The organism is Enterococcus hulanensis (genome assembly GCF_005405485.1).
Lineage (GTDB): Bacteria > Bacillota > Bacilli > Lactobacillales > Enterococcaceae > Enterococcus_A > Enterococcus_A hulanensis.
Genome location: NZ_BJED01000028.1, coordinates 31,515 through 45,596, shown reverse-complemented (window position 1 = coordinate 45,596; position 14,082 = coordinate 31,515). Strand labels below are relative to the sequence as shown.

The 14,082-nt window shown below is 39.5% G+C and carries 17 protein-coding genes; all 17 read left to right on the top strand.

All coding sequences use genetic code 11. From position 1 onward, the window contains the following. Positions 1–261 precede the first annotated feature (261 nt). The 17 genes from fabT to yqeH all read left to right on the top strand — a co-directional run bounded on the left by fabT (position 262) and on the right by yqeH (position 14,056). Positions 262–702, top strand: a complete 441-nt coding sequence (fabT, locus tag FFR60_RS21300; protein ID WP_137665724.1) for a fatty acid biosynthesis transcriptional regulator FabT — start codon at positions 262–264, stop codon at positions 700–702. Then, on the top strand, positions 699–1,661 hold the full coding sequence (locus tag FFR60_RS21295) for a beta-ketoacyl-ACP synthase III (RefSeq protein WP_137665723.1): 963 nt from the start codon (positions 699–701) through the stop codon (positions 1,659–1,661). Before fabT ends, FFR60_RS21295 begins: the two co-directional genes overlap by 4 nt. Before the next feature lie 51 nt (positions 1,662–1,712). Continuing rightward, entirely contained in the window at positions 1,713–1,940 is a 228-nt protein-coding gene (locus FFR60_RS21290) for an acyl carrier protein (protein WP_010746005.1), read from the top strand. 64 nt (positions 1,941–2,004) lie between these two features. Continuing rightward, entirely contained in the window at positions 2,005–2,949 is a 945-nt protein-coding gene (gene fabD / locus FFR60_RS21285; protein ID WP_137665722.1) for an ACP S-malonyltransferase, read from the top strand. After that, positions 2,933–3,664, top strand: a complete 732-nt coding sequence (gene fabG, locus FFR60_RS21280) for a 3-oxoacyl-[acyl-carrier-protein] reductase (protein ID WP_137665721.1) — start codon at positions 2,933–2,935, stop codon at positions 3,662–3,664. Before fabD ends, fabG begins: the two co-directional genes overlap by 17 nt. A gap of 17 nt (positions 3,665–3,681) precedes the next feature. Next, positions 3,682–4,908, top strand: a complete 1,227-nt coding sequence (fabF, locus tag FFR60_RS21275; protein ID WP_088932978.1) for a beta-ketoacyl-ACP synthase II — start codon at positions 3,682–3,684, stop codon at positions 4,906–4,908. A 2-nt stretch (positions 4,909–4,910) separates the two neighbouring features. Then, a complete protein-coding gene (gene accB / locus FFR60_RS21270; RefSeq protein WP_137665720.1) occupies positions 4,911–5,381 on the top strand; it encodes an acetyl-CoA carboxylase biotin carboxyl carrier protein in 471 nt (156 codons plus the stop codon). Between the two features lie 13 nt (positions 5,382–5,394). Then, positions 5,395–5,817 (top strand): 3-hydroxyacyl-ACP dehydratase FabZ, encoded by a 423-nt coding sequence (fabZ, locus tag FFR60_RS21265; RefSeq protein WP_137665719.1) that lies wholly within the window; start codon positions 5,395–5,397, stop codon positions 5,815–5,817. A gap of 6 nt (positions 5,818–5,823) precedes the next feature. Continuing rightward, positions 5,824–7,188 carry an acetyl-CoA carboxylase biotin carboxylase subunit gene (locus FFR60_RS21260; RefSeq protein WP_088934650.1) on the top strand — a complete coding sequence of 455 codons (1,365 nt, stop codon included), beginning with the start codon at positions 5,824–5,826 and terminating at the stop codon, positions 7,186–7,188. 11 nt (positions 7,189–7,199) lie between these two features. Continuing rightward, a complete protein-coding gene (gene accD, locus FFR60_RS21255; RefSeq protein ID WP_088932975.1) occupies positions 7,200–8,069 on the top strand; it encodes an acetyl-CoA carboxylase, carboxyltransferase subunit beta in 870 nt (289 codons plus the stop codon). Beyond that, a complete protein-coding gene (locus tag FFR60_RS21250) occupies positions 8,066–8,851 on the top strand; it encodes an acetyl-CoA carboxylase carboxyl transferase subunit alpha (RefSeq protein WP_088932974.1) in 786 nt (261 codons plus the stop codon). The genes accD and FFR60_RS21250 overlap by 4 nt, the downstream gene beginning before the upstream one ends. A 139-nt stretch (positions 8,852–8,990) precedes the next feature. Further along, positions 8,991–9,797: a transporter substrate-binding domain-containing protein gene (locus FFR60_RS21245; RefSeq protein ID WP_137665718.1), complete on the top strand. Its 807-nt coding sequence runs from the start codon at positions 8,991–8,993 to the stop codon at positions 9,795–9,797. A gap of 203 nt (positions 9,798–10,000) precedes the next feature. Continuing rightward, the gene (locus tag FFR60_RS21240) at positions 10,001–10,840 is read left to right on the top strand and encodes a transporter substrate-binding domain-containing protein (protein WP_137665717.1); all 840 of its coding nucleotides are present in this window, start codon (positions 10,001–10,003) and stop codon (positions 10,838–10,840) included. 17 nt (positions 10,841–10,857) lie between these two features. Then, complete coding sequence (locus FFR60_RS21235) at positions 10,858–11,547, top strand: amino acid ABC transporter permease (RefSeq protein WP_088932971.1); 690 nt, start codon at positions 10,858–10,860, stop codon at positions 11,545–11,547. Positions 11,548–11,559: 12 nt separating this feature from the next. Further along, the gene (locus tag FFR60_RS21230; RefSeq protein ID WP_088932970.1) at positions 11,560–12,294 is read left to right on the top strand and encodes an amino acid ABC transporter ATP-binding protein; all 735 of its coding nucleotides are present in this window, start codon (positions 11,560–11,562) and stop codon (positions 12,292–12,294) included. A 127-nt stretch (positions 12,295–12,421) separates the two neighbouring features. Continuing rightward, entirely contained in the window at positions 12,422–12,946 is a 525-nt protein-coding gene (locus FFR60_RS21225; protein WP_137665716.1) for a YqeG family HAD IIIA-type phosphatase, read from the top strand. Then, positions 12,947–14,056 carry a ribosome biogenesis GTPase YqeH gene (gene yqeH, locus FFR60_RS21220; protein ID WP_137665715.1) on the top strand — a complete coding sequence of 370 codons (1,110 nt, stop codon included), beginning with the start codon at positions 12,947–12,949 and terminating at the stop codon, positions 14,054–14,056. The last annotated feature ends 26 nt before the right edge of the window (positions 14,057–14,082 follow it).

Below are 14,082 nucleotides of genomic sequence, written 5' to 3'. Positions count from 1 at the left end.
TAGCTTCGTTTGAAGAACAATTCTTCAAACGAAGCTAGTGTTTATTTGTCAAGATGCTTAAGTTAATGACATTGCGTTTTCACGGGTGGTTCTGATTAATTCCTTTGATGATCAAAGTATTTTTTTATCTAAAAAATAAATAGGATTCAATAACAATCATTAATTTTTGGTTAATTGAAAAAATGTGGTTGCATTCAGAAAAAAAATAAGATATAGTTTGAACATCAAATGATTTGATAATCAAACTAATTAGGTGAGGACATGGAAAGAAACTGGGAAGAATTAAATGCCTATTTAGTTTCAATTTTCAACGACGTTTTGTCGATTGAAGAAAACGAACTAAAAAAATCACAATTCAGCGATTTGACGATTACAGAAATGCACACCATTGATGCAATCGGGATGTATAAAAAGAAGACAACGACAGAAGTTGCTAGGGAACTACTGGTAACCGTCGGAACTTTGACGACATCAATCAATCGTTTAGTGAAAAAAGGCTATGTAGAACGTATCCGCAGCGAAGATGATCGCCGAGTAGTCAAGCTAGGATTGACGAAAAAAGGACGCTTAGTCTTTCGAATCCATCAGCATTTCCATCATGAAATGGTTAAAAGTGCCATTAGGGATTTGAATGCAGAGGAACAAGAGATTTTCTTGAAAGCACTAGTGAATCTATATAGTTACTTAGAGGAGATCAAATGAGTATGAGCTTCGGAAAAATAATTGCAACAGCACGTTATTTGCCTGAAAAGATTGTGACAAATGATGACCTGGCTGAATGGCTGGATACTTCAGATGAATGGATTCAGTCGCGGACAGGAATCAAGCAACGCCATGTTGCAGAAGCAGAGAATACTTCGGACATGTGTTTGCAAGTTGCAAAAAAATTGGTTGATAAAGCAGCCATTGATCCTATGAGTTTGGATTTTATTATTGTCGCTACGATGTCGCCGGATTATACATCGCCATCTGTAGCTTGTCAGGTCCAAGGTCAGCTGGGGGCAAAACAGGCGATGGCTTTTGATGTAGCTGCCGCTTGTGCTGGATTTGTTTATGCACTAGCAACAGCTGAAAATTTTATCCGCGGTGGAATGAAGCGCGGTATTATTATCGGCGGTGAAAAAACCTCAAAACTGTTAGATTGGCATGATCGTTCGTCAGCTGTACTTTTCGGAGATGGAGCTGCGGGAGTTTTACTAGAGTCGAATGAAGAAGCTTCTATTATAAAGCAAATGCTCCGAGCAGATGGTGAGCGGGCAAATGCATTGACTTCTGGATTTCGCAAGAACAGTAATATTTTCCACGAAGGTGCAGAAACTAGTACGGCATTGTCAATGGACGGCCGTGGAATCTGGAACTTTGCCTTAAATGATGTAACTAAAAGTTTGAAGGAATTTATTGGTGATGAGCCTGTTGATTATTACTTGCTGCATCAAGCCAATAAACGAATCATTGAAAAAATCGCTCGCAAAATGAACGAGCCGATTGAAAAATTTCCTATGAATCTGATGAATTATGGGAATACTTCAGCAGCAAGCATTCCGATTTTATTGGATGAACTTGTTGAAGCAAATGTTTTATCATTAAATAGTAATCAAAAAGTGGTATTGACAGGCTATGGCGGCGGATTGGCATGGGGAAACCTACTCATTCAGCTGTAAGTTTGTTAAAAATATAAAATTAAAATTTAAAATTATCGGAGGAAACAACTTATGACATTCGAAAAAATCCAAGACATTATCGTAGAAGAACTAGGGGTAGAAAAAGAAGAAGTGAAATTGGAAACAAATATCCAAGAAGATCTTGAAGCAGACAGCTTGGACCTATTCCAAATTATCAACGAAATCGAAGACGAGTTTGATGTGAAGATCGAAACTGAAGATGGTATCACAACTGTTAAAGATTTAGTTGAATATGTTGAAAAACAACAAAACGCTTAATTAATAAAATTCCGGGACAAGGCTAGGCGTAAGGCCTGGCCTTTCCTGCTATTAGGAGACGATCATGAAAACAGCATTCTTGTTCAGCGGGCAGGGCGCTCAATATGTCGGAATGGGCAAAGAGTTGTACCAGCAAGAAAAAATCGTAAAGGAAACATTTGAAGAGGCTAGTGATTTACTTGGTTTTTCAATGGAAGACTTATGCTTCGATGAAAATCCCCAATTAAATGAGACAAAATACACTCAGCCAGCAATTTTAACTGTGAGTACCGCTTTTTTACGTGTGTTAACAGCTAAGGGATTTCAAGCTGATGCAGTTGCCGGTTTGAGCTTAGGCGAGTATACGGCATTAGTTGCTTCCGAGGCTTTAAAGTTCAGCGATGCAGTACAACTTGTCCATAAACGCGGACAGTTCATGAGTGAAGCTGCACCAACCGGTAGCGGAAAAATGGTAGCTGTAATGAATACAGCAGCCGAGGTGATTGAAGATTGCTGCAAGCAAGCTTCTGCCATAGGAATTGTTTCACCAGCAAACTATAATACTCCGCAGCAGATCGTGATTGGCGGCGAAGTAGCTGCAGTTGAGAAAGCGGAAGAATTATTGCAAGCTGCTGGAACAAAGCGTATGATTCCGTTGAATGTGAGCGGACCCTTTCATACAGCGTTATTAGAGCCTGCCAGCAAGCGATTGAACGAGGTATTGAACACAATCAATTTTGAGGAGATGCAGATTCCGTTAATTTCAAACACCACTGCAAAACCTATGCCTCAAAACGAGATCGTTTCATTACTAACAAAACAAGTGATGTCGCCCGTACGATTTAGCGATAGTATCGTAACCTTAAAAGAAATGGGCGTTGAACAATTAATCGAGATTGGTCCTGGAAAAACATTGATCGGATTTATTAAGAAGATTGATCGTTCGCTCTCAACGAGTCGTGTAGAAGATGCGAAGACATTAGCAGAAACAATCAGCTTTTTAGGAGGTTCGAATGGAATTAACGAATAAAACAGTGTTTATTACCGGCAGCAGTCGTGGAATCGGCTGGGGCATTGCAAAAGCTTTTGCTCAAGCTGGGTCAAATATCATATTGAATGGACGTAAAGCTATTCCTGCAGATAAAATTACTGAGATCGAAGCCTTTGGGGTGAAATGCACCGCAATTTGCGGTGATATCAGTTCATTTGAAGAAGCTGGAAAAATGATCAAGGAATGTGAAGATACTCTGGGGTCTGTCGATATTTTGATTAACAATGCTGGTATTACAAAAGATCAACTGCTTTTACGGATGAAGCCGGAAGATTTTGATGCCGTTATGGATATCAATTTGAAGGGGACCTTTAATATGACTCAGCAAGTTTTGAAGAAAATGATGAAAAAACGTGCTGGAGTTATTATCAATCTTTCCAGCGTAGTTGGTTTGATTGGAAATGTCGGACAGAGCAATTATGCTGCGAGCAAAGCGGGTGTCATTGGTTTCACAAAAGCAGTAGCAAGGGAAGTTGCACCGCGTGGTATTACTTGCAACGCAATTGCTCCCGGTTTTATCAAAACAGATATGACAGATGAACTAAATGATAAAGTCAAAGGACAAATGGAAGGTCAAATTCCGCTAAAATGTTTTGGCAGTGTGGATGATGTAGCAAATGCTGCTTTATTCTTGGCGCAAAACAGTTACATCACGGGTCAAGTATTGAACGTTGATGGCGGAATGGTCATGTAAAGAAAGGACGGAATAAAATGAATCGTGTCGTAATTACAGGCTTTGGTGTTGCCTCACCGATTGGAAATGATGAAGAAACATTTTTAAAGAATTTAAAAGAAGGAAATCACGGGTTTGGCCCGATTACCCGCTTTGATGCCAGTGAAACAGGTATCACGGTAGCGGCCGAAGTAAAAGACTTCCCTTTGGAAAAATATTTTGTCAAAAAAGACACTAAACGAATGGAAACTTACTCATTATATGCGATTTATTCTGCGCTTGAAGCATTAGAAATGAGCGGTATTGATACTGAAACAGAAAATATGGAGCGTTTCGGTGTAATGATCGGTTCAGGTGTCGGCGGTCTAGGTACAATCCAAGATCAAGTATTGAAGATGGATGCAAAAGGACCTGCTCGTGTTTCTCCTATGTTTGTTCCTCTAGCAATCGTTAACATGGCGGCAGGAAATACTGCTTTGCGTATCGGAGCAAAAGGTATTTGTACAAGTACGGTAACCGCATGTGCCAGTGGAACTCATTCAATTGGCGAAGCTTTTCGCAATATTAAACATGGTTATTCTGATGTCATCATTGCTGGTGGCGCCGAGTCTTGTATCAACAAGATTGGAATCTCAGGTTTTGCTTCATTAACAGCATTGAGTACTTCAGAAGATCCTGCTCGTGCATCAATTCCTTTTGATAAAGATCGTAACGGTTTTGTTATGGGAGAAGGTGCTGGTGTTTTAGTTCTAGAATCTTTAGAGCATGCACAAAAACGCGGCGCAAACATCCTTGGTGAAATTGTAGGGTACGGTGCTACTTGCGATGCTTATCATATGACGGCACCATCACCAGATGGCGAAGGAGCAGCAAGAGCTATTACGGAAGCAATCAAAGAAGCAGGTATCACTCCGGCTGATGTTAATTACGTGAATGCTCACGGAACGAGTACACAAGCAAACGATAAAGCTGAGAGTAAAGCAATTGAAGCGGCTTTAACAGAAGCAGCCTATGTCAGCAGTACGAAATCACTGACGGGTCATCTATTAGGCGGTGCCGGCGGTGTTGAAGCGGTAGCATCATTGATGGCTTTACAGCATCAATTTATTCCGCCAACCGCAAATATTCAAGAAGTAGATCCAGAAATCAAAGCAAATGTTGTTGTGAACGAGGCAAAAGAAACACCGGTTAATTACGCCGTAAGTAATTCTCTAGGTTTTGGCGGTCACAACGCTGTGATCTGTTTGAAACGCTGGGAGGATTAAGAATGGAAATCAACGAAGTCAAAGAACTGCTGAATCAATTCAATGATTCAAATTTAACCGAATTTGATTTGCGAGAAGGCAGTTTTGAATTATACATGAATAAAAATCAGACGAATCGTCAAACTGCAGCGCCAGTTCAAATTGAACAGTCTGTGGAATCAACGCCAGCAGCACCGGCTGTCCAAGCATCTCCGACTTCGAACTCAGAAGCTGCTTCAGTTATTGAAACCAAAGCTGAAGGACAAGTGATTACTTCACCAATAGTCGGGATCGTCTATTTGCAGCCATCGCCTGAACAAGATGCGTATAAATCGGTCGGTGATACAGTAAAACAAGGCGAGACAGTTTGTATTATTGAAGCTATGAAGTTGTTAAATGAAATCACTAGTGATTTTGATGGTACCATCGCTGAGATTTTGGTAGAAAACGAAGATGTTGTCGAATATGGACAGCCGTTATTCCGTATAAGCTAGGAGGAAAAAATAAATGTTAACGATTGAAGAAATCAAAGAAATTATTCCGCATCGCTATCCAATGCTATTGATCGATCGTGTGGAGGAACTAGAAGCAGGAAAAAGTATCAAAGCGAAGAAAAATGTTTCTGTTAACGAACCATTTTTCCAAGGTCATTTCCCGCATGAACCAGTTATGCCCGGTGTATTGATCGTTGAAGCAATGGCTCAAGCTGGAGCTGTCGCTTTATTATCAATGGATGATTTTAAAGGTAAAACGGCTTATTTCGGCGGAATCGACAAAGCGAAATTCCGTAAAAAAGTTGTTCCAGGAGATACATTGATTTTAGAAGTAGAATTAACAAAAGTTCGTTCTTCAGCTGGCTGCGGAAAAGGCATCGCATATGTCGATGGAAAAAAAGTGGCCGAAGCAGAACTGACTTTTATGATTGGATAGATGTCTATGTTTTCAAAAATTTTAATCGCCAATCGTGGCGAAATCGCTGTACGAATCATCCGTGCCTGTCGTGAACTAGGAATTCAGACAGTCGCGGTTTATTCTGAGGCGGATAAAGAAGCTCTGCACACAGAGATGGCTGACGAGGCAATTTGTATCGGGCCAGCTCGTTCAAGCGAGTCCTATTTAAATATGCAAGAAATCTTAAGTGCGGCGATTGTAACGAATGCTGAAGCGATCCATCCCGGATTTGGTTTCTTATCAGAAAATAGTTTATTTGCAACGATGTGCGGGGAATGCAATATCAAGTTCATCGGACCAAGTGAAAAAACCATTGATGCAATGGGAAATAAGATTCATGCACGTCAACTAATGAAAAAAGCAGGTGTTCCTGTTATTCCTGGTAGTGACGGCGCAATTGAGACACTAGCAGAAGCGGAAGCACTGGCTGATAAAATCGGTTATCCTGTTATGCTAAAAGCTGCGGCAGGCGGTGGAGGAAAAGGAATTCGTAAAGTTCCAACGAAAAGCGAACTTGAGAAGAACTTTTTATCTGCTAAATCAGAAGCGAAAGCGGCTTTTGGTGATGATGCGATGTATATGGAGAAAATTATTTATCCAGCACGTCACATCGAAGTACAAATTCTAGGTGATCAGCAAGGCGATGTGATCCACCTCGGCGAACGCGACTGCTCATTACAACGAAACAATCAAAAAGTTTTGGAAGAAGCTCCTTCGGTCGTAATCGGCGAAGAAAACCGTAAAATGCTGGGGGATATCGCGGTAAAAGCTGGAAAAGCTGTTAATTATGAAAGTGCTGGAACAATTGAATTTCTTCGTGATGAAGAGGGGCATTTCTACTTTATGGAAATGAATACTCGGATTCAAGTAGAACATCCAATCACTGAGATGGTTACTGGGATCGATATTGTGAAAAAGCAAATCAAAATTGCGGCAGGGGAACCCTTGGGTTTAAAACAATCAGATGTAAAATTCCAAGGTCATTCTATTGAATGCCGAATCAATGCCGAAAACCCAGCATTTAACTTTGCACCTTCTCCTGGTAAGATCAAGACGTTGCTTTTACCTAGCGGCGGTTTAGGCTTGCGAGTGGATAGTGCGATGTACAGCGGAGTGACGATTCCGCCGTATTATGACTCAATGATTGCCAAGATCATTGTTCATGGCGAAGATCGTTTTGATGCCTTGATGAAGATGCAGCGGGCCTTGGGTGAGTTTGTTTCTGACGGAGTCATCACAAATGTTGAATTCCAAATGGATCTTATTAGTCATCCAAGTGTTCTGTTTGGCGATTATGATACAAGTTTTTTACAAAAAACATTTTTACCTGAGTGGCAACAAAGCGAGTAGGAGGAATTTAGGTGGGACTTTTTAATAAGAAAAAAAACTACATTCGGATCAATCCTAATCGCGACAGCGCGCCAGCGACGAAACCAACCGTCCCCGACGATATGTGGGCGAAATGTCCTAATTGCAAACGGACGCTGTATAAAAAAGAAATTGGTGCTGAAAAAGTTTGTCCTCATTGTGGTTATAGTTTCCGTATCAGTGCTTGGGAACGATTAGCGCTGACAATTGATGAAAAAAGTTTTGCAGATTGGGATAACCAATTAGAACAAAAAAATCCGATTGATTTTCCTGAATACTTAGCCAAAATCGAAACAACTAAAGAAAAAACTGGTTTGGATGAAGCTGTGCTAACAGGAAAAGCAACGATCAATAATCAAACGGTTGCTATTGGTGTGATGGATGCTAATTTCATTATGGGAAGCATGGGTACAGTTGTTGGAGAAAAAATTACTCGATTATTTGAGAAAGCCTTGACTGAAAAATTACCTGTCGTTCTTTTTACTGCTTCGGGTGGTGCTCGGATGCAAGAGGGAATTTTTTCATTGATGCAAATGGCAAAAATTTCGGCCGCAGTCAAACGACATAGTAATGCCGGTTTGCTATATATTACTGTCTTAACGGACCCAACCACAGGTGGAGTAACTGCCAGCTTTGCGATGGAGGGCGATATTATTTTGGCTGAACCGCAGACATTAGTTGGTTTTGCTGGTCGACGTGTGATTGAGCAGACGATTCGTCAACAACTGCCAGATGATTTTCAGAAGGCCGAGTTTCTTTTACAACATGGCTTTATTGATCAGATTGTTCCAAGAATGAAGCTGAGAGATCGTTTGTCGCAATTATTAGCATTTCATCAACAGAAGGGCTGGTGTGAAGAATGAGCCTAACTGCTGGAGAAATTGTTAAGTTAGCAAGACATCAGGATCGTTTAACGAGTCTCGATTATTTCGAAAAAATCTTTACGGATTTTCAGGAATTTCATGGAGACCGTTTGTTTGGTGACGATCCTGCAATTGTTGGCGGGGTGGCCAACCTTGCTGGTAAACCAGTGACGGTAATCGGTATTCAAAAAGGTAACGATCTGAAAGAAAACATGGAGCGTAATTTTGGGCAGCCAAATCCTGAGGGATATCGTAAAGCACTGCGCTTAATGAAACAGGCTGAGAAATTTAATCGGCCAGTAATATGCTTTGTTAATACACCTGGAGCATTCTGTGGTGTTGAGGCAGAGGAACGTGGTGAAGGCGAAGCAATTGCTCGAAATCTTTTAGAAATGTCTGATTTAAAAGTTCCAATCATTTCAATCGTGACTGGTGAAGGCGGAAGCGGTGGAGCACTAGCTTTAGCATTAGCTGATGAAGTTTGGATGATGGAATATAGTATTTACGCAATTCTTTCACCAGAAGGATTTGCATCGATCCTTTGGAAAGATGGCAAACGTGCAGATGAGGCGGCAGAGCTGATGAAAATCACTGCGGCTGAATTATTAGAATTAGACGTTATTGATCGGGTGATTCCTGAAACGCTGAAGGGGAAAAAACTCAGTGAAGATAAGATCATTCGCATGATGCAGAAATCATTAATTGAAAAAATCACTGAACTCTCAAAATATTCCACAGAAGATTTGATTGAAAAAAGATACCAACGATTTAGAAAATTTTAAGCAAGTTAAAAAGGGACAGCCGCGGCTGTTTCTTTTTTTATGCGAAAAAACCAACCTTTTATAAATAAATATACATAAAAAGCTGGATAAAATGAAATAATATGCTATACTATACAAAACTGATTATGGGGGAAAGCAAATGAAAAAAGGGCTGAAGGTTGTTTTAGCAGGTCTTGCTTTATTAGTATTAGCAGCATGTGGAAGCAAGGAAGAAGAGGATAAATTAGACACTATAAACGAGAATGGGGTCATTAAAGTAGCGACTTCACCAGATTATGCACCTTTTGGTTTTCATACAACGATTGATGGAAAAGACAAAATTGTTGGTGCCGATATCGAGATGATGGAGACCATTGCTAAGAAAATGGGTGTAAAAGTTGAATGGTTAGACATGAGTTTTAATGCAGTTTTAGCTGCAGCAAAGGAAGGAAAGGCAGATGTCGCCGTTTCAGCGATTTCAGTTACCAGTGAACGTAAAGAAAGTTTTGATTTTACTACAGATTACTATACATCGCCGCAAGTAATTGTGATTAATAAGCAGCATGCAAATGATTTTACTTCAATTGATCATTTTGCAGGTAAGCAGGTCGGAGCTCAAAAGGGGACGATCCAAGAAAATATTGTCAAGGAACAGTTGAAAGATGCCAAACTAGTATCAATTGAAAAATTGCCAAATATTTTTGTGGAAGTAAAAAGCGGTTCTTTGGACGGTTTAGTTGTTGAAAAAACAGTAGCGGATGCCTATGTTAATAAAAATCCGGAACTGATGATTGCGAATATTTCATTGAAAAGTATGAAGGAGGATTCCTTGTGCATCGCGGTTCCAAAAGGTAATGAAAAATTAGTCAAAGAACTGAATAAACATATCAAAGAAATGAAAGAAGACGGTACCATCGAAAAAATGGTTGAAGAAAACAATCAGTTAGCTCAAAAAGGCGGAAATTAAAAATATTTATTCACTAAAGGGCGTATATATACATTATAGGAACTGATATGCAAACTATATTTAATATTTATACAACAAATCGCTTGTTTTATGAAAATTTCATGTTATAATAAATTCATTGAAAAAAGCCTTCAAAAATAGCTAGTAAACCAACTGTTTTTTGAAGGTTAATTAATAGTAAAATATTTTTAGGAGGAAATAGGATGAAAAAGATTACCGGCTTAGTTATGACATTAGTAGCATTATTCACTTTAGCAGCTTGTGGAGGAGGCAGCGATAAAACTGCGGATTCTTCAAATGCAAAATCTGAGGATCAATTAGCAGCAATTAAAAAAGCGGGCGTGTTAAAAGTAGCGACATCCGCTGACTATGCACCGTTCGAGTTCCATACAATGGTGGATGGTAAAGATAAAATCGTTGGTGCTGATATTGATTTAGTTAATGCAATCGCCGAAGAGTTAGGCGTGAAAGCAGAAGTATCTGATATGAGTTTCAATACCGTTTTAGCTTCATTAAAAGAAGGAAAATCTGATATTGCAATCTCTGCGATCTCTGCAACCAAAGAACGTAAAGAACAGTTCAACTTTACTGACAATTATTATAACCCGCCACAAGTGGTGATCATTAACAAGAAAAATCAAGACAAGTTTACAAGTATTGATTCTTTGAAAGATAAAAATGTTGGTGCGCAAAAAGGTTCTATTCAAGAAGATATCGTTAAAACACAACTAAAAGACGGAAAACTTGTTTCAATCGAAAAAGTTCCGAATATGGTGATCGAAGTAAACAGCGGCTCATTAGATGCTATGGTCGTGGAAAAAACGATCGCTGAATCGTACGTACAACAAAATCCAGATTTAATGATCGCAAATATCGAACTGGAAGCCTCAAAAGATGAAGCATTTGCGATTGCATTGCCTAAAGGCAGCAAAGAATTGCAGACAGAAATAAATAAAATCATTAAAAAGCTAAATGATGAAGGCAAGATTGATGAGTATGTTAAACAAAATCATGAATTAGCTGAAAAATCAGCAAATGAATAGAATTGAGGGTATAAGTTTTGGACTTTTCTTTTTTAGATAAATACTTATCTTACTTTGCTTCCGGAGCAGGGATCACAGTAGTCATCTCATTGGTGACAGTCTGCTTAGGAACCTTAATCGGTCTGGCAATGGCTTTGCTAAAATTATCGAAACACAAACCATTGAACTGGTTAGCGAATGTTTACATCGAAGTGCTGCGAGGCACTCCGATGTTATTGCAAATTACGATTGGCTTTTTAATTCTGCAAGGCTTCTTTCCTTCAAAAGATTTAGATGTTGGTGTGTTATCGGTCGGTGTGAATCGTTTATTTCCCGGGATGATCATTTTATCCTTGAACTCTGGGGCTTACGTGGCGGAGATCATTCGTGGCGGAATCACAGCTGTTAACTTTGGTCAAACTGAAGCGGCTCACTCATTGGGGCTGCGTCCATCCCAAACGATGCGTTACGTGATCTTACCTCAGGCGTTGAGAAATATTTTACCACCGTTAGGCAATGAATTTGTTACCTTAATTAAAGATTCCTCTTTATTAGCAACGATTGGAATCAATGAATTAATGGGTTCTGCTCAAATTGTTGTATCAAACTCCTATATTCCGTTAGAACCATTGATCGTGGCGGCGGGACTATACTTTGTGATGACATTTATCACGTCGCGTCTGCTAAACTTATGGGAGAAAAAACTTGGAAAAGGATATCAACGATAAGAGGTGGATATAATGACAGAAGCATTGATTCAGATTGAACATTTAAATAAAAAATTTGGCGACAACGAAGTTCTTAAAGATATATCCGCGGAAATCATTCCGGGGGAGGTTGTTGTAATTATCGGACCCTCTGGATCTGGTAAAAGCACTTTTTTACGTTGTGTCAATTTATTAGAAGTTCCGACATCTGGTACGATCAGATTTGAAGGTACGGACATTACAGATAAAAAGAACGATATTTTCAAGACGCGGGAAAAAATGGGAATGGTCTTCCAACAATTTAATTTATTTCCTAATATGACGGTTTTAGATAACATCACTTTATCACCCATTAAAGTTAAAAAGATGACTAAATCGGAAGCTGAAAAAATTGCTAAGGAATTGTTGGAGAAGGTCGGGTTGTCAGAAAAAGCGGATGCTTATCCGCAATCTCTATCTGGAGGACAGCAGCAACGGATCGCTATTGCGCGAGCATTGGCGATGCAGCCGGATGTTATGTTATTTGATGAACCAACTTCAGCTCTTGATCCTGAGATGGTCGGTGATGTGTTGCAAGTTATGCAGCAGTTGGCTAAAGAAGGAATGACCATGATGATCGTTACACATGAAATGGGCTTCGCTAAAGAAGTTGGGGATCGTGTAATCTTCATGGATGGTGGTGTAATCGTTGAAGAAGGAACGCCAGAAGAAGTTTTCGATCACACAAAACATTCCCGAACAATCGATTTTTTATCAAAAGTATTATAAGATTAATGAGACTAGGCGGAGAAAGCCTAGTCTTTTTTTAAACCTTTGTAGTCAAATGTAGAGTTTTCAAAAAATTTGCGTTATAATCAGGTTTTGTAGAAGTATAAATAAAGTTATAGGAGTTGCCATGTTAGATAAATTCAAACCAACGTGGATGGTCGAAGCCATTTATCAAATAACCCCAGAACAATTGAAGGCTCATGGATTTAAAGCAGTATTAACTGACTTGGATAATACACTGATAGCTTGGAATAATCCAAATGGTACCAAAGAGCTGATTGATTGGTTAAAAATGATGGATGAAGCGGGGATTCCTGTGGTCGTCGTTTCAAATAACAAAGCCAGTCGTGTAGCCAAAGCGTTAGAGAGTTTTCAATTAGATTTTGTTTCACGGGCAATGAAACCTTTCTCGGTAGGAATAAAGAATGCACAAAGACAACTAGGTGTTTCAAAAGATGAAATCGTCATGATAGGAGATCAAGTGATGACTGATATTCGCGGCGCAAGTGCAGCGGGTATTCGCAGTATTCTTGTTCGGCCGATTCTTGATACGGATGGCTGGAATACAAGAATCAATCGTTTCTTTGAACGTCGTGTGATGCATATTTTATTAAGCAAAGATCCTGAGATGAAATGGAAGAGTGAATTATAAATGGAAGAAGAATTATTTTGTATCGGCTGCGGCGCAAAAATTCAAACGGAACATCCCAATGAACTAGGTTATACTCCGCAAACAGCGTTAGAAAAGGGTTTGGAAAATGGTGAAGTATATTGTCAACGCTGTTTCCGTCTTCGTCACTACAATGAAATTCAAGATGTTTCATTAACTGATGATGATTTTTTACGCCTATTGAACGAGTTAGGCAAAGCAGATGCATTGATCGTGAATGTGGTAGACATCTTTGATTTTAATGGTTCGTTGATTCCTGGGCTGCACCGATTTGTCGGTGATAATCCGGTATTACTGGTTGGTAATAAAGTTGATCTACTGCCTAAGTCATTAAAAAGAGGCCGATTGACACAATGGATGCGAGAACGTGCTCATGAAGAAGGTCTGCGTCCAGTTGATATCCTATTGACCAGTGCGCGTAAATCTAACGAAATGGCTGATTTATTAGAAAAAATCGAAGAATATCGTGAAGGCCGCGATGTTTATGTAGTGGGCGTGACTAATGTTGGCAAATCAACATTAATCAATCAAATCATCAAACAAACTGCCGGTGTCCAAGACTTGATTACCACTTCACAGTTCCCAGGTACAACTTTAGATAAGATTGAGATTCCGTTAGATGATGGTCACTATCTTTTTGATACACCGGGGATTATCCATCGTCATCAAATGGCTCATTATCTTGGTAAAAAAGATCTAAAGATCATCGCACCGCATAAAGAAATCAAACCCAAAGTTTATCAGCTAAATGCTGGACAAACTTTATTTTTAGGCGGATTGGCACGTTTTGATTTTATTCAAGGAGAACGAGCATCTTTTGTTGCATATGTGTCGAATGATATCGATCCGCATCGAACAAAATTGGAAAAAGCTGATGCTTTTTATGAAAAGCATGTGGGTGGATTGTTGCAGCCTCCACGTCCAGATGAGGTAGCAGATTTTCCTGAATTAGTCCGGTTTGAATTTTCAATCAAAGAAAAAACCGATATTGTTTTTGCTGGACTAGGTTGGGTTACAGTATCCAAGCCAGCAGTCGTTGCTGGTTGGGCGCCAAAAGGCGTGGATGTATTGACCCGTAAAGCATTAGTCTAAAAAACTTTTATCCGAATAAGGGGAGT